We start from the raw sequence: 19,802 nt of genomic DNA on the forward strand, positions 1-19,802 counted from the left end.
GGGAAGGCGACCCTAACGGACGTAGGGTTGATCCAGGGAAGGCCTGCGGGAAGGCCGGTCCCAGACAGCCGCCTCGAGGGAGGTCCAGTTCAGTGACCAGCCAGGTCAGCAGGACAGCGGAGCAGGCCGAAGAATCCGTACTGGGAGAACAGCGCAAGCCGGCCGGAACGAAGGACGTACGCAGGCTGGACCGGGTGATCATCCGGTTCGCGGGAGACTCCGGTGACGGAATGCAGCTCACCGGCGACCGCTTCACCTCCGAGACCGCGTCCTTCGGAAACGATCTCTCCACCCTTCCCAACTTCCCTGCCGAGATCCGGGCGCCCGCCGGGACCCTCCCGGGCGTCTCGTCGTTCCAGCTGCACTTCGCCGACCACGACATCCTCACCCCCGGTGACGCGCCGAACGTGCTGGTGGCGATGAACCCGGCCGCCCTGAAGGCGAACATCGGCGATCTGCCGCGGGGCGCGGAGATCATCGTCAACACGGACGAGTTCACCAAACGGGCGATGCAGAAGGTCGGCTACACGGCCTCGCCCCTGGAGGACGGCTCGCTGGACGGCTACAGCCTGCACCCGGTGCCGCTCACGACGCTGACGGTGGAGGCGCTGAAGGACTTCGACCTCTCCCGCAAGGAGGCCGAGCGCAGCAAGAACATGTTCGCCCTCGGCCTGCTGTCGTGGATGTACCACCGGCCCACCGAGGGGACGGAGAAGTTCCTGCGGACGAAGTTCGCGAAGAGGCCGCAGATCGCCGAGGCCAACCTGGCGGCGTACCGGGCGGGCTGGAACTTCGGGGAGACGACGGAGGACTTCGCGGTCTCCTACGAGATCGCCCCGGCGACGACCGCCTTCCCGACCGGCACCTACCGCAACATCTCCGGGAACCTGGCCCTCGCGTACGGCCTGGTCGCGGCCTCTCGTCAGGCGGATCTGCCGCTGTTTCTGGGGTCGTATCCGATCACACCGGCCTCGGACATCCTGCACGAGCTGTCGAAGCACAAGAACTTCGGCGTGCGCACCTTCCAGGCCGAGGACGAGATCGCCGGTATCGGCGCGGCGCTGGGCGCGGCCTTCGGCGGTTCGCTGGGGGTGACGACGACGTCCGGTCCGGGCGTGGCGCTCAAGAGCGAGACGATCGGGCTGGCGGTCTCCCTGGAGCTGCCGCTGCTGATCATCGACATCCAGCGGGGCGGCCCCTCCACCGGCCTGCCGACCAAGACCGAGCAGGCGGACCTGCTGCAGGCGATGTTCGGCCGCAACGGCGAGGCACCGGTCCCGGTCGTCGCCCCGTGCACGCCGGCGGACTGCTTCGACGCGGCCCTGGAGGCGGCCCGGATCGCGCTGACCTACCGCACCCCGGTGATGCTGCTCTCCGACGGCTACCTGGCCAACGGCTCGGAGCCGTGGCGCATCCCGGAGCTGGACGAGCTCCCCGATCTGACCGTGCAGTTCGCCCATGGCCCGAACCACACCCTGGACGACGGCAGCGAGGTGTTCTGGCCCTACAAGCGCGACCCGCAGACGCTCGCCCGCCCCTGGGCCGTCCCCGGTACGCCGGGTCTGGAGCACCGCATCGGCGGCATCGAGAAGCAGGACGGCTCGGGCAACATCTCCTACGACCCGGCCAACCACGAGTTCATGGTCCGCACCCGCCAGGCCAAGATCGACGGCATCGCCGTGCCGGACGTCGTGGTGGACGACCCGCACGGGGCGCGCACCCTGGTGCTGGGCTGGGGCTCGACCTACGGCCCCATCACGGCGGCGGTACGGCGGCTGCGCGCGGCCGGGGAGGCCGTCGCACAGGCCCATCTGCGCCACCTCAACCCGTTCCCGAGGAATCTCGGCACGGTGTTGCAGCGTTACAACAAGGTGGTGATCCCCGAGATGAACCTCGGGCAGCTCGCCACGCTGATCCGGGCGAAGTACCTGGTGGACGCCCACTCGTACAACCAGGTGAACGGCATGCCGTTCAAGGCTGAGCAGCTCGCCACGGCTCTCAAGGAGGCCATCGATGGCTGAGACGTCCACGGAAGGCACGGGCACGATCGAGGCGCTTTCGCTCGTTCCCAAGGCCGAGGCCCGCCAGTCCATGAAGGACTTCAAGTCCGATCAGGAAGTGCGCTGGTGCCCCGGCTGCGGTGACTACGCGATCCTGGCGGCCGTCCAGGGCTTCATGCCGGAACTGGGCCTGGCCAAGGAGAACATCGTCTTCGTCTCGGGCATCGGCTGCTCGTCACGCTTCCCGTACTACATGAACACGTACGGCATGCACTCCATCCACGGCCGCGCACCGGCGATCGCGACGGGCCTCGCGGCCTCGCGCAGGGACCTGAGCGTGTGGGTGGTCACGGGTGACGGTGACGCGCTGTCCATCGGCGGCAACCACCTGATCCACGCGCTGCGCCGCAACGTCAACCTCAAGATCCTGCTGTTCAACAACCGGATCTACGGTCTGACGAAGGGCCAGTACAGCCCGACCTCCGAGGTCGGCAAGATCACCAAGTCGACACCGATGGGTTCCCTGGACGCGCCGTTCAACCCGGTCTCGCTGGCGTTGGGCGCGGAGGCGTCCTTCGTCGCCCGGACCATCGACTCCGACCGCAAGCACCTCACCGAGGTCCTGCGTCAGGCCGCCGCCCACCCGGGCACGGCGCTGATCGAGATCTACCAGAACTGCAACATCTTCAACGACGGCGCCTTCGACGCGCTGAAGGACAAGCAGCAGGCGGAGGAGGCGGTGATCCGGCTGGAGCACGGGCAGCCGATCCGCTTCGGTGCGGACGGTTCGCGGGGGGTCGTTCGGGACGCGGCCACGGGTGACCTGAAGGTCGTCACCGTGACGCCGGAGAACGAGGCCCAGGTCCTGGTCCACGACGCCCACGCGGCGTCCCCCACCACGGCCTTCGCGCTGTCCCGCCTGGCCGACCCCGACACCCTGCACCACACCCCGATCGGTGTCCTGCGCTCCGTGGACCGGCCGGTGTACGACACCCAGATGGCCGACCAGCTGGACACGGCGATCGAACAGCACGGCAAGGGCGATCTGGCCGCGCTGCTAGCGGGTGGGGACACCTGGACGGTGGTGGGCTGACGGTCGTCCGCGGCGTGGAGGGCCCGGTGCTGCCCTACGGCACCCGGGCCCTCGTCCTACGCGTCGGGGATGTCCTTCTTCGCTCGGATGAGGGTCTCGCGGGTGATCACGACGATGCGCTCGTAGTCGGCCCTTGCGGCGTCCGGGGGGAGATGGGAGTCGAGGGCGGCCGTGGCTTCGGTTCCGATGATGGCGTAGTTTCCGTCGGACAGCTCGAAGATGTCCGGGCAGGTCTCGCCGGTGTGGCTGCCCCGCTGCCGCGGGGAGGCGCCGATGCGGCGGGCGATGCGGACGGACGAGAGCTCATCGTGCAACTGAGCAGCCCCCTCTCGAGGCCCTGAGGCCCCGCATCAACAAGGGCAGCAGTGCTTAACGACTGCCACCCTCGGAGGTCACGATGACCCTGCGGGATTCTCGCCATTCGTGACGCCCCTCACACCTGTTCACCCCCACGCGCCGCGCCGGTTCACCCCCGCGCCCCGCGCCATTTCACCCTCACGCACCCACGGTGCCCCCTCCCGTCACCGGCCGGGCTCCGGCTCAGCCACCGGGTGGCTGCGGCTCAGTCACCGGGTGGCGGCTCCGGTGAGGGGCCGACGATCCACCACTCCTCGGGGTCGTCCGCCAGCTCCTCCATGAGGGTGTCCACCGCCTCGCCGACCCGCCGTTCCAGCGATCCGGCGGCGAGACTGCGCCGGTGCTCGACCGTGCGCTCCCAGTACTCCGCGAAGATCTCGTTGCGGCACAGCACACGCAGGTTGCCGAGAAGTTCGCTCCAGTCGATGGTGCCCGTCCGGTGGGACAGCAGGATCGTGGCGTACTCCCGGTTGGCGAACAGCATCTGGCGGCGCTTGTGCTCGGAGATGCCGTTCAGCGTGCTCAGCGCGGCGGCGAGCGCGGGGTCGTCCATGGCCCGGTCGAGCTGCTCCGTGAGCAGCCGGTGTACCTGGATCTCGTTCGCCCGGCGCAGTTCCCGCCCGATGACGTGGAGTTCCTCGCCGAGACGGGCGATCTGGTCCACCAGATCCGGCAGCGTCGCCTCCTGGCGTCGGCGGCGGGTTCCCCGTCCCAAGGGCGACCGGAGCACTCCCCACCCCGCCACCATTGCAGAACCGATCCGCCTAGCGGCCGGAGTCAGTGTGACCATGTCAGGGAAACCCCCCGGGTGCGATACCACTCCGCGTCCAGCCTGCCCTGAGTGGCACGTCGGCACGGGAGGCGGAGAGGGGGCGCACGGATGGACGTGACACCCCTGTCGCCCGATGCCCTGACCTGTGTGTGCCCCCTGGCGCCGTCCACATGCCCGCGCACGGCCCCGCTCCGGCCGGTCAGCCCTGCTCAGCGGCCGCCTTCCGGGCGTCGTACCGCTCCCGCGCCTCCTGCACCGCTCCCATCCGCTCCTGCGTCCACGCCGCGAGGCCGCGCACCTGTTCGGCGGCCTCGCGGCCCAGGTCGGTGAGCGAGTAGTCGACCCTCGGCGGGATCACCGGTTTGGCGTCGCGGTGGACCAGGCCGTCGCGTTCCAGGGTCTGCAGGGTCTGGGTGAGCATCTTCTCGCTGACCCGGCCGATGGCCCGGCGCAGTTCGCTGAAGCGGTACGGGCGGTCGAGGAGTTCGATCAGGACCAGGACGCCCCAGCGGCTGGTGAGGTGCTCCAGGACGAGGCGGTGGGGGCACATCGCCTCGCCGGTGTCGTACTTGGCGACGGGGGGCGGGGAGGTGCCGGCACTTACGGTCATGTCAGTACCTTACTTCAAAGTGGGTACTTTCCAATAGTTAGCGCTCCTTTTATGGTTAGTGCACACCCACCCCACAAGGAGTCCCGAGATCATGAGCATCGTCGTCACCGGAGCAACCGGACACCTCGGCCGTCACGTCGTGGAGCAGCTGCTGGAGAAGGTCCCCGCGGAGCAGATCACCGCCGTCGTACGCGACGAGGCCAAGGCGGCCGACTTCGCTGCGCGCGGCGTGCAGCTCGCGGTCGCCGACTACAGCGCCCCCGAGACCTTCGACCACGTCTTCTCGGCCGGTGACAAGGTGCTGCTGATCTCCGGCAGCGAGGTCGGCAACGACCGCGTGGGCCAGCACAAGGCCGTCATCGACGCCGCCAAGGCCGCCGGCGTGGCGCTCCTCGCCTACACCAGCGCCCCCGGCAGCCTGAAGGCCGCCCTCGCCGACGACCACCGCGGCACCGAGGCGGCACTGCTGGACTCCGGTCTGCCGTACGTGCTGCTGCGCAACGGCTGGTACAACGAGAACTACACCGAGCAGCTGGCCCCCGTCCTGCAGTACAACGCCGTCACCCAGGCGGCCGGCGAGGGCCGTGTCTCCTCCGCCTCCCGCGCCGACTACGCGGCCGCCGCCGTCGCCGTACTGACCGGCGAGGGGCACGAGAACAAGACGTACGAGCTGGGCGGCGACGAGGCCTGGGGCTTCGCCGAGTACGCGGCCGAGCTGAGCAAGCAGACCGGCAAGGAGATCGTCTACAACCCCGTCTCCGTCGAGGAGTTCACCGGCATCCTGGCCGGCGCCGGGCTGCCCGGGCCGCTGGCCGCGGTCATCGCCGGTGTGGACGCCTCGGTCGAGAAGGGCGAGCTGGTCGTCGACAGCGGCGACCTCGGCCGCCTGATCGGCCGCCCGACCACGCCGATCGCCGAGTCGATCACGGCCGCGCTCAAGGGCTGACCACTCCCCCGTCCGGGCCCGGTCGGACAGGGCCTGAAGCCCATGAGCCTCCCACCTCCGCCTGTCATGACCGTATGGCGATACGGGCATGACAGGCGGGGGTTCTCGGCGTTACCTTCGTGGCTGCACGTGTGTGCGACGAGGTGAGCGGGAGGTGCCCATGACCGGGAAGTCGAAGAGCGAGCAGCGGATAGGCCTGCTGAACGGCTTCGCGGCGTACGGCATGTGGGGTCTCGTCCCCCTCTTCTGGCCCCTGCTGAAGCCCGCCGGATCGGTCGAGATCCTCGCCCATCGCATGGTCTGGTCCCTGGGGTTCGTGGGGGTCGCGCTCGTCGTGGTGCGACGCTGGGCCTGGGCCGGTGAGCTGCTGCGGCAGCCGCGGCGACTGGGACTGATCACGGTGGCGGCGGCCGTGATCACCGTCAACTGGGGCGTCTACATCTGGTCCGTGAACAGCGGGCACGTCGTCGAGGCCTCGCTCGGGTACTTCATCAATCCCCTGGTCACCATCGCGCTGGGCGTGCTCGTCCTCAAGGAGCGCCTGCGGCCCGTGCAGTGGGCGGCGGTCGGGATCGGGTTCGCCGCGGTGGTGGTCCTGACGGTCGGGTACGGGCAGCCGCCGTGGATCTCCCTGACGCTCGCCTTCTCGTTCGCCACGTACGGGTTCGTGAAGAAGAAGGTCGGGCTCGGGGGCGTCGAGTCGCTGGCCGCGGAGACCGCGATCCAGTTCCTGCCGGCGCTCGCCTACCTGCTGTGGCTCGGCTCGCGCGGCGACTCGACCTTCGCGACCGAGGGTCCGGGGCACGGTGCGCTGCTCGCGGCGACCGGCGTGGTGACCGCGCTGCCGCTCGTCTGCTTCGGGGCGGCGGCCATACGCGTGCCGCTGTCGACGCTGGGGCTGCTGCAGTACCTGGCACCGGTGTTCCAGTTCCTGCTGGGCATCCTGTACTTCCACGAGGAGATGCCCGCCGAGCGCTGGGCCGGGTTCGCGCTGGTGTGGGCGGCGCTGTGCCTGCTGACGGCCGACGCGTGGCGCGCCGCGCGCAGGGCCGGGCGGGAGCGGGAGACGGCCGTGCCGACGGTCGCGGAGGCGCCGTCCGCTTCAGTGGACGCCTGACACCGACCCGCGCCTCGGAGGAACCGCAGGCCACGGTGGGTTGTCAGACCCGGCCGCTATAAGTGGTCCCATGACGCAGACACCCGCCGCGACGCCGGTCCCCGTCCACTGGAAACTCGTCATCGACGCCGGTGACCCGCACGCCCAGGCCGACTTCTGGGCCGCCGCGCTCGGCTACGAGGTCGAGGACAACAGCGCGCTGGTCCGGCGCCTGCTGCAGGCTGGTGCCCTGCCGGCCGAGGCCACCGTCGACTCCCACGGGCGCCCGGCCTTCCTGGACCTGATCGCCGTACGGCATCCGGAGGACCCGTACGACAAGGACACCGGTATCGGGCGCGGGCGGCGGCTGCTGTTCCAGCGCGTGCCGGAGGCGAAGACCGTGAAGAACCGGCTGCATCTCGATCTGCACCCCGGCGAGGGGCGGCGCGAGGGCGAGGTCGAGCGGCTGGAGGCGCTGGGGGCGAGCGTGCTGCGGCGGGTGAAGGAGGCGTCCGGCGAGTGGGTGGTGATGGCGGACCCGGAGGGCAACGAGTTCTGCGTGTGCTAGCTGTACTCGGCCGGGAGGTTGGTGACACGCCCGCTACCGGTTGTTGATCATGGAGGGACCTCCGGGCGTAGTGGAGATTGCCGTCTTCACTCACCTCGGAGGTCCTGGTGGCCCACGCTAATGCCCGGCTGACCTTTCACGGCAGATGCCTGCTGGTGCGTCGCGTCGTCTTCGACCGGCGTCCGGTCGCGCACGTCGCCAAGGAGCTGGGAGTCTCCCGGCAATGTGCTCATCGCTGGGTCAACCGCTACCGTGCCCACGGCTGGCCGGGGCTGCACGACCGCTCCAGCCGCCCCCACACCTGCCCACGTCGCACCCCGGCCGAGGTTGAGGAGCGCGTCCTTGAGGCCCGCCGACGCCTGCGCCGGGGACCCGAGCAGATTGCTGAGGCCACCCAGGTCCCGGCCCGGACGGTGAGCCGGATCCTGCGCCGCCACCAGGTGCCGCCCCTGGCGGCCTGCGACCCGCTGACCGGACAGGTGATCCGGGCAGTGCGCACCAGCGCCGCACGCTACGAGTACAACCAGCCCGGCGGCCTGGTCCACCTGGACGTCAAGAAGCTCGGGAAGATCCCCGACGGCGGCGGCTGGCGGGCCCACGGCCGCAGCGAGGACGTCCGGGGCCGGGGCATCGGCTACGACTACGTGCACGCCGCCGTGGACGACCACTCCCGCCTGGCCTACGCCGAGATCCTGGCCGACGAGAAGGGCACCACCTGCGCGGCCTTCCTCACCCGCGCGGCCGTGTTCTTCGCCGGCCACGGCATCGCCCGCATCGAGCGCGTGATGACCGACAACGCCAGGAACTACCGCACCTCCGGCGCATTCCGCGACGCCTGCCAAGCCCTGGGCGCCAAGCAGAAGTTCACCCGGCCCCACTGCCCCTGGACCAACGGCAAGGTCGAACGCTTCAACCGGACCCTGCAGGCCGAATGGGCCTACCACCAGGTCTTCGCCAGCAACACCGAACGCGCCCACGCACTCGCGCCCTGGCTGCACTTCTACAACACTGGCCGCCGACACACCGCGCTCGGCGGCCAGCCACCGATCACCCGACTGTCACCAAAGTCATGACCGGGTACAGCTAGCCCAAGGGGCGCGGGGTGCCGCCTCGGCAAGGCGGGCTGCTCCGGTATGCGAACCGGGCGTCCTGATAACGCTCTTGACGCGGAGTTGGTAAAAGCTTCACCATCCGGGGACCCCATTCCCTTCAAGGAATTCGGAGCCCCCCACATGAAGTTCTCCGTTTCCGGGCGTGCGGCCGCCGTGTGCGCCGCCTCCACTCTCTCGGCTGTCATGCTCCTGACCAATGGCTCGATAGCCGGCGCGGCCCCCGCCGACACGCCCTCGGCGGCGGCCGCCGCTCCCGACATCGACGTGGCGAACGTCAAGGCCCACCTCGCCCAGCTGCAGTCCATCGCCACCGCCAACGGCGGCAACCGTGCCCACGGCAGCACCGGCTACAAAGCCTCGCTCGACTATGTGAAGGCCAAGCTGGACGCGGCCGGATTCACCACCACCGTCCAGCAGTTCACGTCCTCCGGCCGCACCGGCTACAACCTCATCGCCGACTGGCCGGGCGGCGACGCCAACCGGGTCCTGATGGCCGGCTCCCATCTGGACAGCGTCGGCGCCGGGCCCGGCATCAACGACAACGGCTCCGGCTCGGCCGCGATCCTGGAGACCGCCCTCGCGGTGTCACGGGCGGGCTATCAGCCCGCCAAGCACCTGCGGTTCGCCTGGTGGGGCGCCGAGGAACTGGGCATGGTCGGCTCCCGCACCTACGTCAACGGCCTCTCCAGCGCCAGCCGTTCGAAGATCAGCGGTTATCTGAACTTCGACATGATCGGCTCCCCGAACCCCGGCTACTTCGTCTACGACGACGACCCCACGATCCAGAAGACGTTCCAGGACTACTTCACCGGCCTCGGCGTCTCCACGGAGCCCGAGACGGAGGGCGACGGACGCTCGGACCACGCGCCGTTCAAGAACGCCGGCGTTCCGGTCGGCGGTCTGTTCAGCGGCGCCGACTACACCAAGACCGCGGTCCAGGCGAGCAAGTGGGGCGGCACGTCGGGACGGGCCTTCGACGCCTGCTACCACTCCTCCTGCGACAAGACCACCAACATCGACGACACCGCGCTGAACCGCAACGGCGACGCGATCGCGTACGCGGTGTGGAAGCTGTCCTCGTAACGAGCCGGACTCCCGCGTCACCGGGCCGACTTGCGGGCGCGTTCCGCGAGTCGGCCCATCCGTGTGCGGGCCGACTCCAACCGCTCGATCTCCTCGGCGGCCGGGCCGCCCTCCGCGGCGAGCCCGCTCCACAGGCCGATCAGGTCACGCCCCAGGACCAGCCCCTGCTCCGGGTCGCGCACGGCGCGCCAGGCGGACGCCGCGCTCTGGACGTTCCCGTACGCCCCCTCCGCGTCGCCCAGGCCGCGGTGGACGCGGGCCAGGTCGAGCGAGAGCCGGAAGGCACGGACCGGCTCGCCCGCCAAGTAGGCGATGTACGCGGCCAGTTCGCGCAGCTTCAGCACCTCCGCGTGCTCCAGCCCGAGCACCGCGGACGCCTCCCCCACCACCTTGGTGGCCAACTGGTCCGCCTCCGCTATCCGCCCCGACCGCACGGCCTCGTTGACCCGGGCCATCGGCTCCAGGAGGAACCCGGGCGCGGTGGGCGGCTCGTCCCCGAGCACGGCCTCGGCCACCGCGTCGAAGCCTCGTGCGGGGGTGGGGGTGAACCTGGGGGCCGGCTCGGGGTCAAGGCGAGGGATGAGGGGGGTCACGGACGAACGGGGGGCGCCGTCCGCGCCGGAGGCGCTGGTTGCGGTGGCGCTGGGCGAGGTCGTGATGCGCGATGCGGCAGCGTCCGGCGCGGTCGTGATGCGCGATGCCGGCGCGGGGGCGGCCGTGCGATCGTCCTCGGGTGCGTCGGAGTCGGCCGGCGACGGCCAGGTGACCGTGCCCGCGCCCGGCGCCGGGCGCGCAGGAACAGCGTCCATCAGCGGGGGCGGCCCGAACACGCCCGTCGGTGGCGCGACCGTGCCGGGCGCCCTCTCGGGCACCGCGCGCATCGCGAACGTCGAGGCCGGACCGGCGGCGGACTCCGCGACGGCCCGCAGCGGAAAGGTGGGCGCGTGCCGACCGAGCGGCTGCGGCTCGGACAGCGCTCGCAGCGAGAAGGTCGGCACGTTCTCCCGCGCCGGTTCCGGCTCCTGTCGCGGAAGGCCGGCCGGGCCGTCCTGTGCGCCCCGCGGAGCCCGCACCGGCGGTACGGACGGGACGTCAGGGGCGGCCGTCGGCGCCTCGGCGGGAGCTGAGGACGGAGTCGCCGGTGCCGGGGTCGGGGAGCCGGTGAGGTGGCTGGAGCCGTCGGGGTCCACCTGAAGGGGGACGACGCAGCCGAGGCGTTCGTCGTGGATCGTGGCCCGGGCCGGGTGGCCGCTGGCGAGGGCGATGCGGTGCAGGTGGCCGAGGACGGCCTGCTGGACGTCCTCGCCGTCGGCCACGGTGAGCGGTACGCCGCCGATCGTCGCCGCTGCCGCGCCCGTTCCGTCGGCGGGGATGTGCACGTCGATCGGCGCAGCCGCCAGGGCCGCGGGCGCCGGGCCCTGCTGTTCCCGCTTCGTGTCGCGGCTGGGTCGAGACATGTGTGCCCTCACTCGAACGTGCCGGCGAACCGGCGGTCAGCGCGTCACGATCGGGTCGACACGCTCAGGTGGAGTCTCTCCGCCCACCCACGGTTCTCATGTCACCACGACGTCACAGCCTCGTTCCAGTGGCCCGGGCTTGGCACTTTCCCGAGTTGACGGCTATGTTGATGCATGCGCATATAATGCAGGTGCTTTTAATTGCTCACGCATGCCTTCCGTATCGCGTCGATCTCCTGGGGGACCCATGACCGGCCGCCGCTTCCTCTTCGTCCTGGGCAGCAGCCGTGCTGACGGCAACACCGAACTGCTCGCCCGCAAGGCCGCCGAACAACTGCCCCCGGACGTCGAGCAGCGGTGGATCAGTCTGGCCCAACACCCGCTGCCCGACTTCGTGGACCAGCGCCGCGACAGCGACCATGCGCGCCCGCCCGCGGGCAGCACTCCGGCGCTCCTCCTGGACGCCACGCTGGACGCCACCGACCTCGTGATCGCCTCGCCGCTGTACTGGTACTCGGTGTCCGGCCTCACCAAGCGCTACCTGGACTACTGGTCGGGCTGGCTGCGCACCCCCGGCATCGACTTCAGGGCGACCATGGCCGGCCGCACCCTCTGGGGCGTCACCGCCCTCGCCCACCAGGAGGCCGAGGTCGCCGACCCGCTGATCGGCACCCTCAACAACTCGGCCGCCTACATGGGGATGCGCTTCGGCGGAGTCCTGCTCGGCAACGGCAGCGGGCGCGGCGACGTACTGAACGACACGGACGCCCTCACCCGGGCCAAGACCTTCTTCGCCCAGGAGACCCCGCTCGCCCGCTTCCCCTACGACGGCTGACGGCCGGGGCGGCTATGCCGTGATGTCCTTCGCCGTGAACCGCGCCCAGGCCGCCGACCCGAACACCGCCGCGTAAAGGGCCTGGAGTCCGAGGTTCTTCGTCAGGTCGTCCCAGTAGACCGGGTCGCGCATCAGGTCGGCGAAGGACAGCCAGTAGTGGGAGAAGAAGTACGGCTGGATGGCGTGGAGCTGGGGGATCTGGTCGAGGATCTGGACGGTGATCAGCAGGCCGACGGTGGTCGCCATCGCCGCGATGCCGCTGTTCGTGAGCGTGGAGACGAACAGGCCCAGGGCTGCGACGCCCATGAGGGACGCGGCGACGACGAGGGCGATCATCAGGGCCCGGCCCAGGCCGTCGGCGAAGCCGATCCGGGTGCCGGAGATCGTCGTCAGGTCACCGAGGGGGAAGAGCAGGGCGCCGACGGTGAGTGCCGAGACGGCGACCACGAGGGTGGCCACGAGGCAGAACACCATCACCGTCGCGTACTTGGTCAGCAGCAGGCGGGTGCGGCCGGCCGGGGCCACCAGCAGATAGCGCAGGGTCCCGGAGTTCGCCTCGCCGGCGATGGCGTCCCCGGCGACCACGCCGATGGCCATCGGCAGGAAGAACGGGAGCGTCGCGGCCAGCGCGGTGAAGACCAGGAACAGGCCGTTGTTGGTGATCTGCGAGATGAACGCCGGGCCGCCGCCCTCACCGGGGCCGGTCGAGGAGCCGCCACTGGTCTCGATCTTGACCGCGATACCGACGAGGATCGGCACGGCCGCGAGTACGGCGAGCAGAGCGAGGGTGCGCCAGCGGCGGAAGGTGGTGAGCAGTTCGCTGCGCAGGAGCCCGAAGGTCCACAACGGGCTGACCCCGCGGGCCGCTTCGGCTCGCGGCACGGCCTCTCCCGGCGAGGCGACTTCAGCCCGCGACATCGAAACCCTCCCCCGTCAGCGCCACGAACGCGTCCTCCAGGGAGGCCCGTTCGACTCCGAAGCCGCGGACCCTTACGCCCGCCTGCACCAACGCGGCGTTCACCTCGGCGAGGTCCCTGTCGGGCGGCTCGGCCGTCACCCGGTCGTCGGCCGTCACGACATCACCGGCGCCCTGCTCCTTCAGCACCCGCGCCGCCTCCCCGGTGTCCGGTGTGGTGACGATCAGCCGGCCGCGCGCGCCCGCCGCCAGGTCGGCCACCGCCCCCTGGGTGATCAGCCGTCCCTGCGCCATCACGGCCGCGTGGGTGCACACCTGCTCGATCTCGTCCAGCAGGTGGGAGGAGAGGAAGACGGTGGTGCCGTCCGACGCCAACTCACGGATCAGGGAGCGGATTTCCCGCATTCCCTGTGGGTCGAGGCCGTTGGTGGGCTCGTCCAGCACGAGCAGCCTGCGCGGTTGCAGCAGTGCCGCGGCGAGGCCCAGCCGCTGCTTCATGCCCAGCGAGTACGCCTTGGCCTTCTTGCCGGCCGCCGCCGTCAGCCCCACCCGGTCCAGCGCCGCCGCGACGCGGGTCCGCCGGGTGCGCGGGTCGGCGGTCGGGTCGGCGGCGTCGTAGCGCAGGAGGTTGTCGCGGCCGGAGAGGAAGCCGTACAGGGCGGGGCCCTCGATGAGGGCGCCGACGTGCGGGAGCACGGCACGTGAGGCTCTGGGCATGGGGCGCCCGAGGACGCGTGCCGAGCCCGACGTCGGCTCGATCAGGCCCATCAGCATGCGGATGGTGGTGGTCTTGCCCGAGCCGTTCGGACCGAGGAAGCCGAAGACGCTGCCCGCCGGGACGGTCAGGTCGAGGCCGTCCACGGCGAGCTGTCCGCCGCGGTAGCGCTTGGTGAGCGCATGGGTGGCGATGACGCTGTCACCCGGCGCGCCCTGCTTCGGCTCCGGGGCGGACGGTTCGTCCATCGGCTCCCTCGTCTCGTGCTCGTGGACCGGTCTTTCTTCGATCAGCCCGCGTTGGCCGCCTTCACCAGCGCGTCCTTGCCGACCGCGCCGACGTAGACCTTGCCGTCGTCGGTGATCAGGGCGTTGATCAGGCGGGTCTTGAAGACCGTGCCCGAGCCGAACTTGCCGGTGACCTTGTCGCCGAGCGAGTCGAGGAATCCGCCGAACTGACCGCCGGCCTCGGAGCCGGACGGGACGCCCTTGCCGCCGGTGTCGAAGGTGGCGATGGAGTCCCAGCCCTTGCCGATGACGTTCAGTCCGTCGGGGCCCTTGCCGAGGTCCTTGCCGGACATGCCGTGCCTGCCGTCGCCCTTCGGGGAGCCGTTCTCGTGGCTCTTGTCCTCGGTGACCTTCGCGCCCTTGGGCGTCTTGAAGTCGAAGGTCGAGGCGGCGGGCCTGGCGAAGCTGATCTGGGTGAAGCCGGCGTCGATCACGGCCGCGCCGCCGCTCGCCGGGGTCAGCGTGAACTTCAGCGGCAGACCCGTCTTGGAGTCGACGGCGACGGTGATCTGACCGACCGTCGAACCGGCGTCCTTGGGCTTGATGACCAGCCGGTACGCGTCCCGGCCCGCGACCTGCGCGGTGCCCTGGACGGTGACGGAGGTGGTGTCGTCGACCGACTTGAGGGCGTCCTTGGCGAGCTGGTCCGGGGTCGCGGGCGCCTGCTCCTGCTTCTTCCGCGCGTCGGCGCTGTCGTGGGCGGTGGAGTGGTAGACCGAGTTCGACCGGCTGTCGTAGCCCCAGACGTCCTTGCCGTTGTGGATGAGGCTGTACTCGGCCGCGTTCTCCAGCAGGGACAGCTTCTGCCTGTCCGGGCCGTCGGCCGCGACGCGCACGGTGTGCGTGCCGGTGACGAGTTCGGTGAGCTTGGCGGAGGGGTCGGCGGACGAACCGTCACCCGAGCCGCGGGCCGCACCGGAGGTCAGGCTGGACTCCAGCCCGCCGAGGTCGGGCAGGCCGAGGTCGGCGCTGATCTTCACCGTGCCGGACATCTGCTGCACGTCCGACTTGGCGATCTTCTCGATGAGTTGCTGAGCGCTGATCTTCGGCAGGTTCGGGTCGCCCGAGTCGGCGAGGGCGGGGACGAGGCCGATGGTCGCCGCGGCCACCCCCACCACCGCGACCGGGACGACGTAGCGAGCGGCCTTGCGCCGCCCGGCGCGCAGGTCGTCGGCCTCGTCGGCGCTCGTGCTGTCGTCGGATTCGTACGGTGCCATCTGTGCGCTACCTCCGTCGTCGGCGGCGGCTTCCAACTCCCGTGCATCCACCCCGTAGCCGCCATTCTCACCCGAATCGGTGAGGAGTGGTGTTTTCCGTGGTCTCCAGTTGACCAAATCGGCCGGGAGGAAGCGTCAGACCGCGGAGGCAACTGTGTGTACTCCTGGGGTATGACACGAGCGGGCGGCGCCTCCCCCGACCCGTAGGGGTCGCGGCGCGGGAGGGCACCGCCCGGACGCGACCCGCCTCGGCTTCGGCGTCAGCGCTGCGGGAACTTCCGTCTCAGTCCTGCAGGAAGACGTAGTCCGCCCGGTACGGGACGCCCACGACGGTGCCGGGCTCGCAGGAACCGGACGGGGCGACTCCGCCGACCGTGTTGAGCCGCAGGATCTCCGTGGTCCCGGCGAGCAGGCCGTGGTCGCCGCCGGACGAGGTGGCCTTGAGGTCGAGTTCGGGGATGTTGCCGTCCCCGTTCGGGGTCCTGGACAGGACGGCGCCGGTGACCGCGCTGCCGTCCGGTGCGACCCACTGCGGCGTACCGGAGTTGGGTGCCACGAAGGTGTGGTGGATGCCGCCGTGGAGCAGGGCCTCGACGTCGCGTTGGCCGTAGGCGTAGCCGCCGGCGTCGGTGGCCTTGCACTCGTAGATCTGCCGGCCCTTGATCACGGAGGCGCGGAAGTTGTCGAGGGCGTTCCGGAAGTCGAAGGCCGCGACGGTGACTTTGTGCAGGCGGCCGCGGACGGCGCCTCCGGGGAACTCGGCGGTGTGCAGATTGGCGTAGAACGACCCGGGGTCGTTCTTCAGCGCGTCGAGCAGCGCCGGGTCCTCGACCTTGACGGTGCCGGTGACGCTGTGCCGCCGGCTCTTCTTCAGCAGCCCGCTGAAGTCGATCTTCACGTCGCCGTTGGTGCCCTTGGCGCCCTGGTGGATGTGGAGCCCGGTCGGCCTGCCGGTGCCGTGCCAGGTGACGGCGACGGACACCCGGTCGCCGTCGATCTTGATGAACTCGAGAGCGGCGCCGTTCCTGTCCCCCACGGCCGGGCCGCCCGGCACCGGCACCTCGTTGGCGCCGCGCAGACTCGTGGCGAGGAGGGTCACCCCCGCGCCGGTGCCGTCGTCGCCTCCGGCGGCGGAGGCGGGGGTCGCCGCGGCGGCGACGCCACCGAGGGCGGCCACCGTGACAGCGGTCGTGATCAGGCTCTTGCCGCGCTTCGACAACGTCGCGTGAACGCGCATGATTCTGTTTTCTCCCCGCAGACCGGCCGACACCGCCTGCGCCGGCCTTCTGCGTATGCGTACGGCGGGGCCACAGGCCGGACTCAGCCCACCCATATGACGTACGTCACACCGAATTGCCCTGATGACGGGATCCCCAGGGACAGCGGGAGGAAATCAGCTCACTCCGGGACGAAATCAACCCGCGCGGTGCACGACGGCGTCGCACATCTCCATGAGCGCCACCTTGGCGTCGCACTCCTTCAGCGGAGCCAGCGCCGCCCTGGCGTCCTCCGCGTACCGCACGGTGTCCCGGCGTGCCTGCTCCAGCGCGGGGTGCGCCCGCAGCCCGGCCAGCGCCTCCGCGTGCCGCGCGTCGTCGCTCAGGTCGGAGTCCAGCAGCTCGCACAGCGCGATGTCCTCGGCCAGCCCGAGTCGCTGCGCCCGCTCCCGCAGCCGCAGCACCGGCAGCGTCGGGATGCCCTCCCGCAGGTCCGTGCCGGGGGTCTTGCCCGACTCGTGCGAGTCGGAGGCGATGTCCAGGACGTCGTCGGCCAGCTGGAAGGCGACCCCCAGCCGCTCGCCGTACTGGGTCAGCACGTCCACGACCGTCTCGTCGGCGCCGGACATCATCGCGCCGAACCGGCACGACACGGCCACCAGCGACCCCGTCTTGCCGCCGAGCACGTCCAGATAGTGGTCGACCGGGTCGCGTCCGTCCTGCGGCCCCGCCGTCTCCAGGATCTGCCCGGTGACCAGCCGCTCGAACGCCTCGGCCTGTACCCGCACGGCCTCCGGGCCGAGGTCGGCCAGGATGTGGGAGGCGCGGGCGAACAGGAAGTCGCCGGTCAGGACCGCCACCGAGTTGCCCCAGCGGGTGTTCGCGCTGTCGACCCCGCGGCGCACGGCCGCCTCGTCCATGACGTCGTCGTGGTACAGCGTCGCGAGGTGGGTCAGCTCCACCACCACGGCCGACGGCACCACGCCGGGCGCATACGGGTCGCCGAACTGGGCGGAGAGCATCACCAGCAGGGGGCGAAAGCGCTTTCCACCCGCTCGCACCAGGTGCTGGGCGGCCTCCGTGATGAAGGGGACCTCACTCTTGGTGGCTTCGAGCAGGCCCTCCTCGACGGCCACCAATCCGGCCTGGACATCGGCTTCCAGAGCCTGGTCCCGCACGCTCAGCCCGAACGGCCCGACGACGGTCACGAGGGGTCTCCTGTCTGCTGGTGTCTACTGGCTGGTTACGCGGTTTGTCGATAGGTCGCTGCCATCACTCAAGTCAGCGTATCCGGTCGCCTTTCGATCACCCATGCCGCCCGCCCGTCCGGCAGGGGCGGCATGAGATCACGCCCGATATGTTTCCGATGATCAGATAACAACCCATATTCACTGACTTGCTCCATCCACTCCGTACACGTCCGGCCGATCCCCCACGGGAGGGACTCGGCCCGCACGGAAATGGACGTCTCGTCCGTCCGCGAGATCGGCGTCGCCGTCGAAGCGGAAGACGTGGCCGGCGTCCACTCGGGGGCACCGCGAGTGGAACGTGAGATGACGGGCGGTCAGAATCGAATACCACGGGCGGCCGGTTGACTATGAGTTGGGCCCATTGCCCGATTTGACGCGCTTGTCGACACCCGTGACTTGGCTCACTCGCCGCCAAGATCTACATTCCGGACGATTCCGGCCGATCCACCTTCCGCGAAGCGTCAGTTGAGGCTTGGCGACCGCAAAGGATCAAGCACCCCAAAGGCCCCACACCGAGGTCAAGCGGCCCGATGTGTGACTCTGCCGCTTGTTCCGGACATGTGCTCTCGCATACGTTCCCGCCTTGCCGGGCGGACGCCTAATCCTGCCGCCGCCCGTTCTCCACCATCGACCAACTCACACGCACGGCAGGAGCGGGGGAACCAGGTAAGCCGCCGGACGGGCGTCCTAGGACGCCCGCACCGGCTTGGGGTGAAGTCGTGTCGCCGTACGGCGGCGCGGCCGGGCAGCTCCCGCCCGAACCCGACAGCTCACCTCGCAGGCGACGGAGAGGAAACCCGCCATGCCCGCAACCGCTCACCACCGCCTCACCAAGCGATCCCGCCTCGTCCGCAAGCTCGCCGCCGTCGGCACGGGCGCCGCCCTTCTCGCCCTCCCGGTCATCGGCGCGACCAGCGCGTCCGCGGCGACCGACAGCGTCGTCACCGCGTCCTCGCTCGGCTACAGCAACAACCTCGACGGCTGGATCCGGGCGTCCCTGCAGGTCATGGCCCAGCACGGCATCCCCGGCACGTACAACGGCATCTACCGCAACGTCATGCGCGAGTCCTCGGGCAACCCCTACGCCATCAACAACTGGGACTCCAACGCCCTGGCCGGCACCCCCTCCAAGGGTCTGCTGCAGGTGATCGACCCGACGTTCGCCGCGTACCACGTCGCGGGCACGGCGTACGACCCCTACGACCCGGTCGCCAACATCACCGCCGCCTGCAACTACGCGTACCACCGCTACGGCTCCATCGACAACGTCTTCGGCGCCTACTAGGCCGACCGGGGCGAGGGCCGCCGGGTCCTAGACCTCCGCGAACAACCGCTCGAGGACGACGGCGATGCCGTCGTCCTCGTTCGACAGGGTGACCTCGTCGGCCACCGCCTTGAGTTCGGGATGGGCGTTGGCCATGGCGATGCCCCGGGCGGCCCAGTCGAACATCGGAATGTCGTTGGGCATGTCACCGAACGCTAGGGTCTCCCGCGGGCCCAGGCCAAGGTGCTCGGCGGCCAGCGCGAGGCCCGTCGCCTTGGTGATGCCGCATGGCTGGAGTTCGACGGTCCCGGGTCCCGACATGGTGACGGTGGCCAGGGAACCGACCACCGACCGTGCCGTCGCCGCCAACTCGTCGTCGGACAGGTCGGGATGGCGCAGCAGCACCTTGCTGATCGGCTCGCACCACAGGTCGTCGCGCCGGCCGACGCGTACGGCGGGCAGGGTCGGGTGCGGCATCAGATACCCGGGCTCGATGAGCGTGAGCCCGTCGACGCCGTCCTGGTCGACGGCCGCGTACACCTGGCCCACCTCGGCCTCGATCTTGCCGAGGGCCGTCTCGGCCAGCTCCCGGTCCAGCGTGACGGACCACAGCAGACGGTCCGCGCCGGCGTCGTACACCTGCGCGCCCTGCCCGCACACCGCGAGCCCCGTGCTCCCCAGGTCGTCCAGGAGCGGCCGCACTCTGGGCGCCGGTCGGCCGGTCACCACGAGGTGCCGGGCGCCGGACTCCGCCACGCGCGCGAGGGCGGCGAGGGACCGGTCGGACAGCGTGTCGTCGCCTCGCAGAAGGGTGCCGTCCAGGTCGGTGGCGATGAGTGCATATGCGGTGGGTGCGGCCATGATCAGAGAATACGGACAGGACGCACCACCGACTCATCGCGAACCGGACGACCGCCCCGTTCACCGGCGTCACTCGGTCAACTCCCCTACCGGTTACGGCCCTTGATCACGAGCCCTGGCCGGGGACCACGGGGCCCGGTACTCGC

19 protein-coding genes and 1 riboswitch are annotated in these 19,802 nt (G+C 70.5%); of the genes, 9 read left to right on the forward strand and 10 right to left on the reverse strand.

What is annotated here, in order from left to right; all coding sequences use genetic code 11:
* Positions 1 to 92: 92 nt before the first annotated feature.
* On the forward strand, positions 93 to 2,021 hold the full coding sequence (locus tag ACQF4J_RS20320; RefSeq protein ID WP_427166405.1) for a 2-oxoacid:acceptor oxidoreductase subunit alpha: 1,929 nt from the start codon (positions 93 to 95) through the stop codon (positions 2,019 to 2,021).
* Entirely contained in the window at positions 2,014 to 3,093 is a 1,080-nt protein-coding gene (locus tag ACQF4J_RS20325) for a 2-oxoacid:ferredoxin oxidoreductase subunit beta (RefSeq protein WP_351802390.1), read from the forward strand. Before ACQF4J_RS20320 ends, ACQF4J_RS20325 begins: the two co-directional genes overlap by 8 nt.
* 56 nt (positions 3,094 to 3,149) lie before the next feature.
* Here ACQF4J_RS20325 and ACQF4J_RS20330 read toward each other — a convergent pair whose 3' ends face one another.
* From ACQF4J_RS20330 to ACQF4J_RS20340, 3 genes are all read right to left on the reverse strand, one after another.
* Complete coding sequence (locus ACQF4J_RS20330) at positions 3,150 to 3,407, reverse strand: hypothetical protein (protein WP_200704829.1); 258 nt, start codon at positions 3,405 to 3,407, stop codon at positions 3,150 to 3,152.
* Between the two features lie 248 nt (positions 3,408 to 3,655).
* Positions 3,656 to 4,165 (reverse strand): DUF6082 family protein, encoded by a 510-nt coding sequence (locus tag ACQF4J_RS20335; protein ID WP_427166407.1) that lies wholly within the window; start codon positions 4,163 to 4,165, stop codon positions 3,656 to 3,658.
* A gap of 256 nt (positions 4,166 to 4,421) precedes the next feature.
* Positions 4,422 to 4,832, reverse strand: coding sequence for a winged helix-turn-helix transcriptional regulator (locus tag ACQF4J_RS20340; protein WP_351575747.1), 411 nt, complete (start codon positions 4,830 to 4,832; stop codon positions 4,422 to 4,424).
* A gap of 91 nt (positions 4,833 to 4,923) precedes the next feature.
* Between ACQF4J_RS20340 and ACQF4J_RS20345 the strand changes: the two genes are divergently transcribed.
* The 5 genes from ACQF4J_RS20345 (at position 4,924) to ACQF4J_RS20365 (ending at position 9,637) form a co-directional block, all read left to right on the forward strand.
* On the forward strand, positions 4,924 to 5,778 hold the full coding sequence (locus ACQF4J_RS20345; protein ID WP_351575744.1) for an SDR family oxidoreductase: 855 nt from the start codon (positions 4,924 to 4,926) through the stop codon (positions 5,776 to 5,778).
* Positions 5,779 to 5,938: 160 nt separating this feature from the next.
* On the forward strand, positions 5,939 to 6,895 hold the full coding sequence (gene rarD / locus ACQF4J_RS20350) for an EamA family transporter RarD (protein WP_427166409.1): 957 nt from the start codon (positions 5,939 to 5,941) through the stop codon (positions 6,893 to 6,895).
* Between the two features lie 70 nt (positions 6,896 to 6,965).
* Positions 6,966 to 7,442 (forward strand): VOC family protein, encoded by a 477-nt coding sequence (locus tag ACQF4J_RS20355; RefSeq protein ID WP_351802394.1) that lies wholly within the window; start codon positions 6,966 to 6,968, stop codon positions 7,440 to 7,442.
* 107 nt (positions 7,443 to 7,549) lie between these two features.
* Positions 7,550 to 8,515 carry an IS481 family transposase gene (locus ACQF4J_RS20360; protein WP_427168554.1) on the forward strand — a complete coding sequence of 322 codons (966 nt, stop codon included), beginning with the start codon at positions 7,550 to 7,552 and terminating at the stop codon, positions 8,513 to 8,515.
* A gap of 159 nt (positions 8,516 to 8,674) precedes the next feature.
* On the forward strand, positions 8,675 to 9,637 hold the full coding sequence (locus tag ACQF4J_RS20365) for a M28 family metallopeptidase (protein WP_427166410.1): 963 nt from the start codon (positions 8,675 to 8,677) through the stop codon (positions 9,635 to 9,637).
* 17 nt (positions 9,638 to 9,654) lie between these two features.
* Here the strand turns inward: ACQF4J_RS20365 and ACQF4J_RS20370 are convergent, their stop codons facing one another.
* Positions 9,655 to 11,094 (reverse strand): tetratricopeptide repeat protein, encoded by a 1,440-nt coding sequence (locus tag ACQF4J_RS20370; protein WP_427166412.1) that lies wholly within the window; start codon positions 11,092 to 11,094, stop codon positions 9,655 to 9,657.
* A gap of 247 nt (positions 11,095 to 11,341) precedes the next feature.
* On the opposite strand from ACQF4J_RS20370, the gene ACQF4J_RS20375 reads away from it, so the two are divergent.
* The gene (locus ACQF4J_RS20375; RefSeq protein ID WP_351575729.1) at positions 11,342 to 11,929 is read left to right on the forward strand and encodes a flavodoxin family protein; all 588 of its coding nucleotides are present in this window, start codon (positions 11,342 to 11,344) and stop codon (positions 11,927 to 11,929) included.
* A gap of 12 nt (positions 11,930 to 11,941) precedes the next feature.
* Here ACQF4J_RS20375 and ACQF4J_RS20380 read toward each other — a convergent pair whose 3' ends face one another.
* From ACQF4J_RS20380 to ACQF4J_RS20400, 5 genes are all read right to left on the reverse strand, one after another.
* The gene (locus tag ACQF4J_RS20380; protein WP_351575726.1) at positions 11,942 to 12,847 is read right to left on the reverse strand and encodes an ABC transporter permease; all 906 of its coding nucleotides are present in this window, start codon (positions 12,845 to 12,847) and stop codon (positions 11,942 to 11,944) included.
* Positions 12,834 to 13,808, reverse strand: a complete 975-nt coding sequence (locus ACQF4J_RS20385; RefSeq protein ID WP_351575723.1) for an ABC transporter ATP-binding protein — start codon at positions 13,806 to 13,808, stop codon at positions 12,834 to 12,836. The genes ACQF4J_RS20380 and ACQF4J_RS20385 overlap by 14 nt, the downstream gene beginning before the upstream one ends.
* Positions 13,809 to 13,849: 41 nt before the next feature.
* Positions 13,850 to 15,064, reverse strand: a complete 1,215-nt coding sequence (locus ACQF4J_RS20390; protein ID WP_427166415.1) for a LolA family protein — start codon at positions 15,062 to 15,064, stop codon at positions 13,850 to 13,852.
* Positions 15,065 to 15,347: 283 nt separating this feature from the next.
* Complete coding sequence (locus tag ACQF4J_RS20395; protein WP_427166416.1) at positions 15,348 to 16,301, reverse strand: CHRD domain-containing protein; 954 nt, start codon at positions 16,299 to 16,301, stop codon at positions 15,348 to 15,350.
* 177 nt (positions 16,302 to 16,478) lie between these two features.
* Entirely contained in the window at positions 16,479 to 17,489 is a 1,011-nt protein-coding gene (locus ACQF4J_RS20400; RefSeq protein ID WP_351575710.1) for a polyprenyl synthetase family protein, read from the reverse strand.
* 660 nt (positions 17,490 to 18,149) lie between these two features.
* A riboswitch (cyclic di-AMP (ydaO/yuaA leader) is annotated at positions 18,150 to 18,330 on the forward strand.
* A 3-nt stretch (positions 18,331 to 18,333) separates the two neighbouring features.
* Here ACQF4J_RS20400 and ACQF4J_RS20405 point away from each other — a divergent pair.
* Positions 18,334 to 18,816: a transglycosylase SLT domain-containing protein gene (locus tag ACQF4J_RS20405; RefSeq protein ID WP_351575708.1), complete on the forward strand. Its 483-nt coding sequence runs from the start codon at positions 18,334 to 18,336 to the stop codon at positions 18,814 to 18,816.
* 27 nt (positions 18,817 to 18,843) lie between these two features.
* Here the strand turns inward: ACQF4J_RS20405 and ACQF4J_RS20410 are convergent, their stop codons facing one another.
* Positions 18,844 to 19,656 (reverse strand): HAD family hydrolase, encoded by an 813-nt coding sequence (locus ACQF4J_RS20410; protein ID WP_351575705.1) that lies wholly within the window; start codon positions 19,654 to 19,656, stop codon positions 18,844 to 18,846.
* Positions 19,657 to 19,802: the final 146 nt, after the last annotated feature.

The organism is Streptomyces sp. C1-1 (assembly GCF_050214755.1).
Lineage (GTDB): Bacteria > Actinomycetota > Actinomycetes > Streptomycetales > Streptomycetaceae > Streptomyces.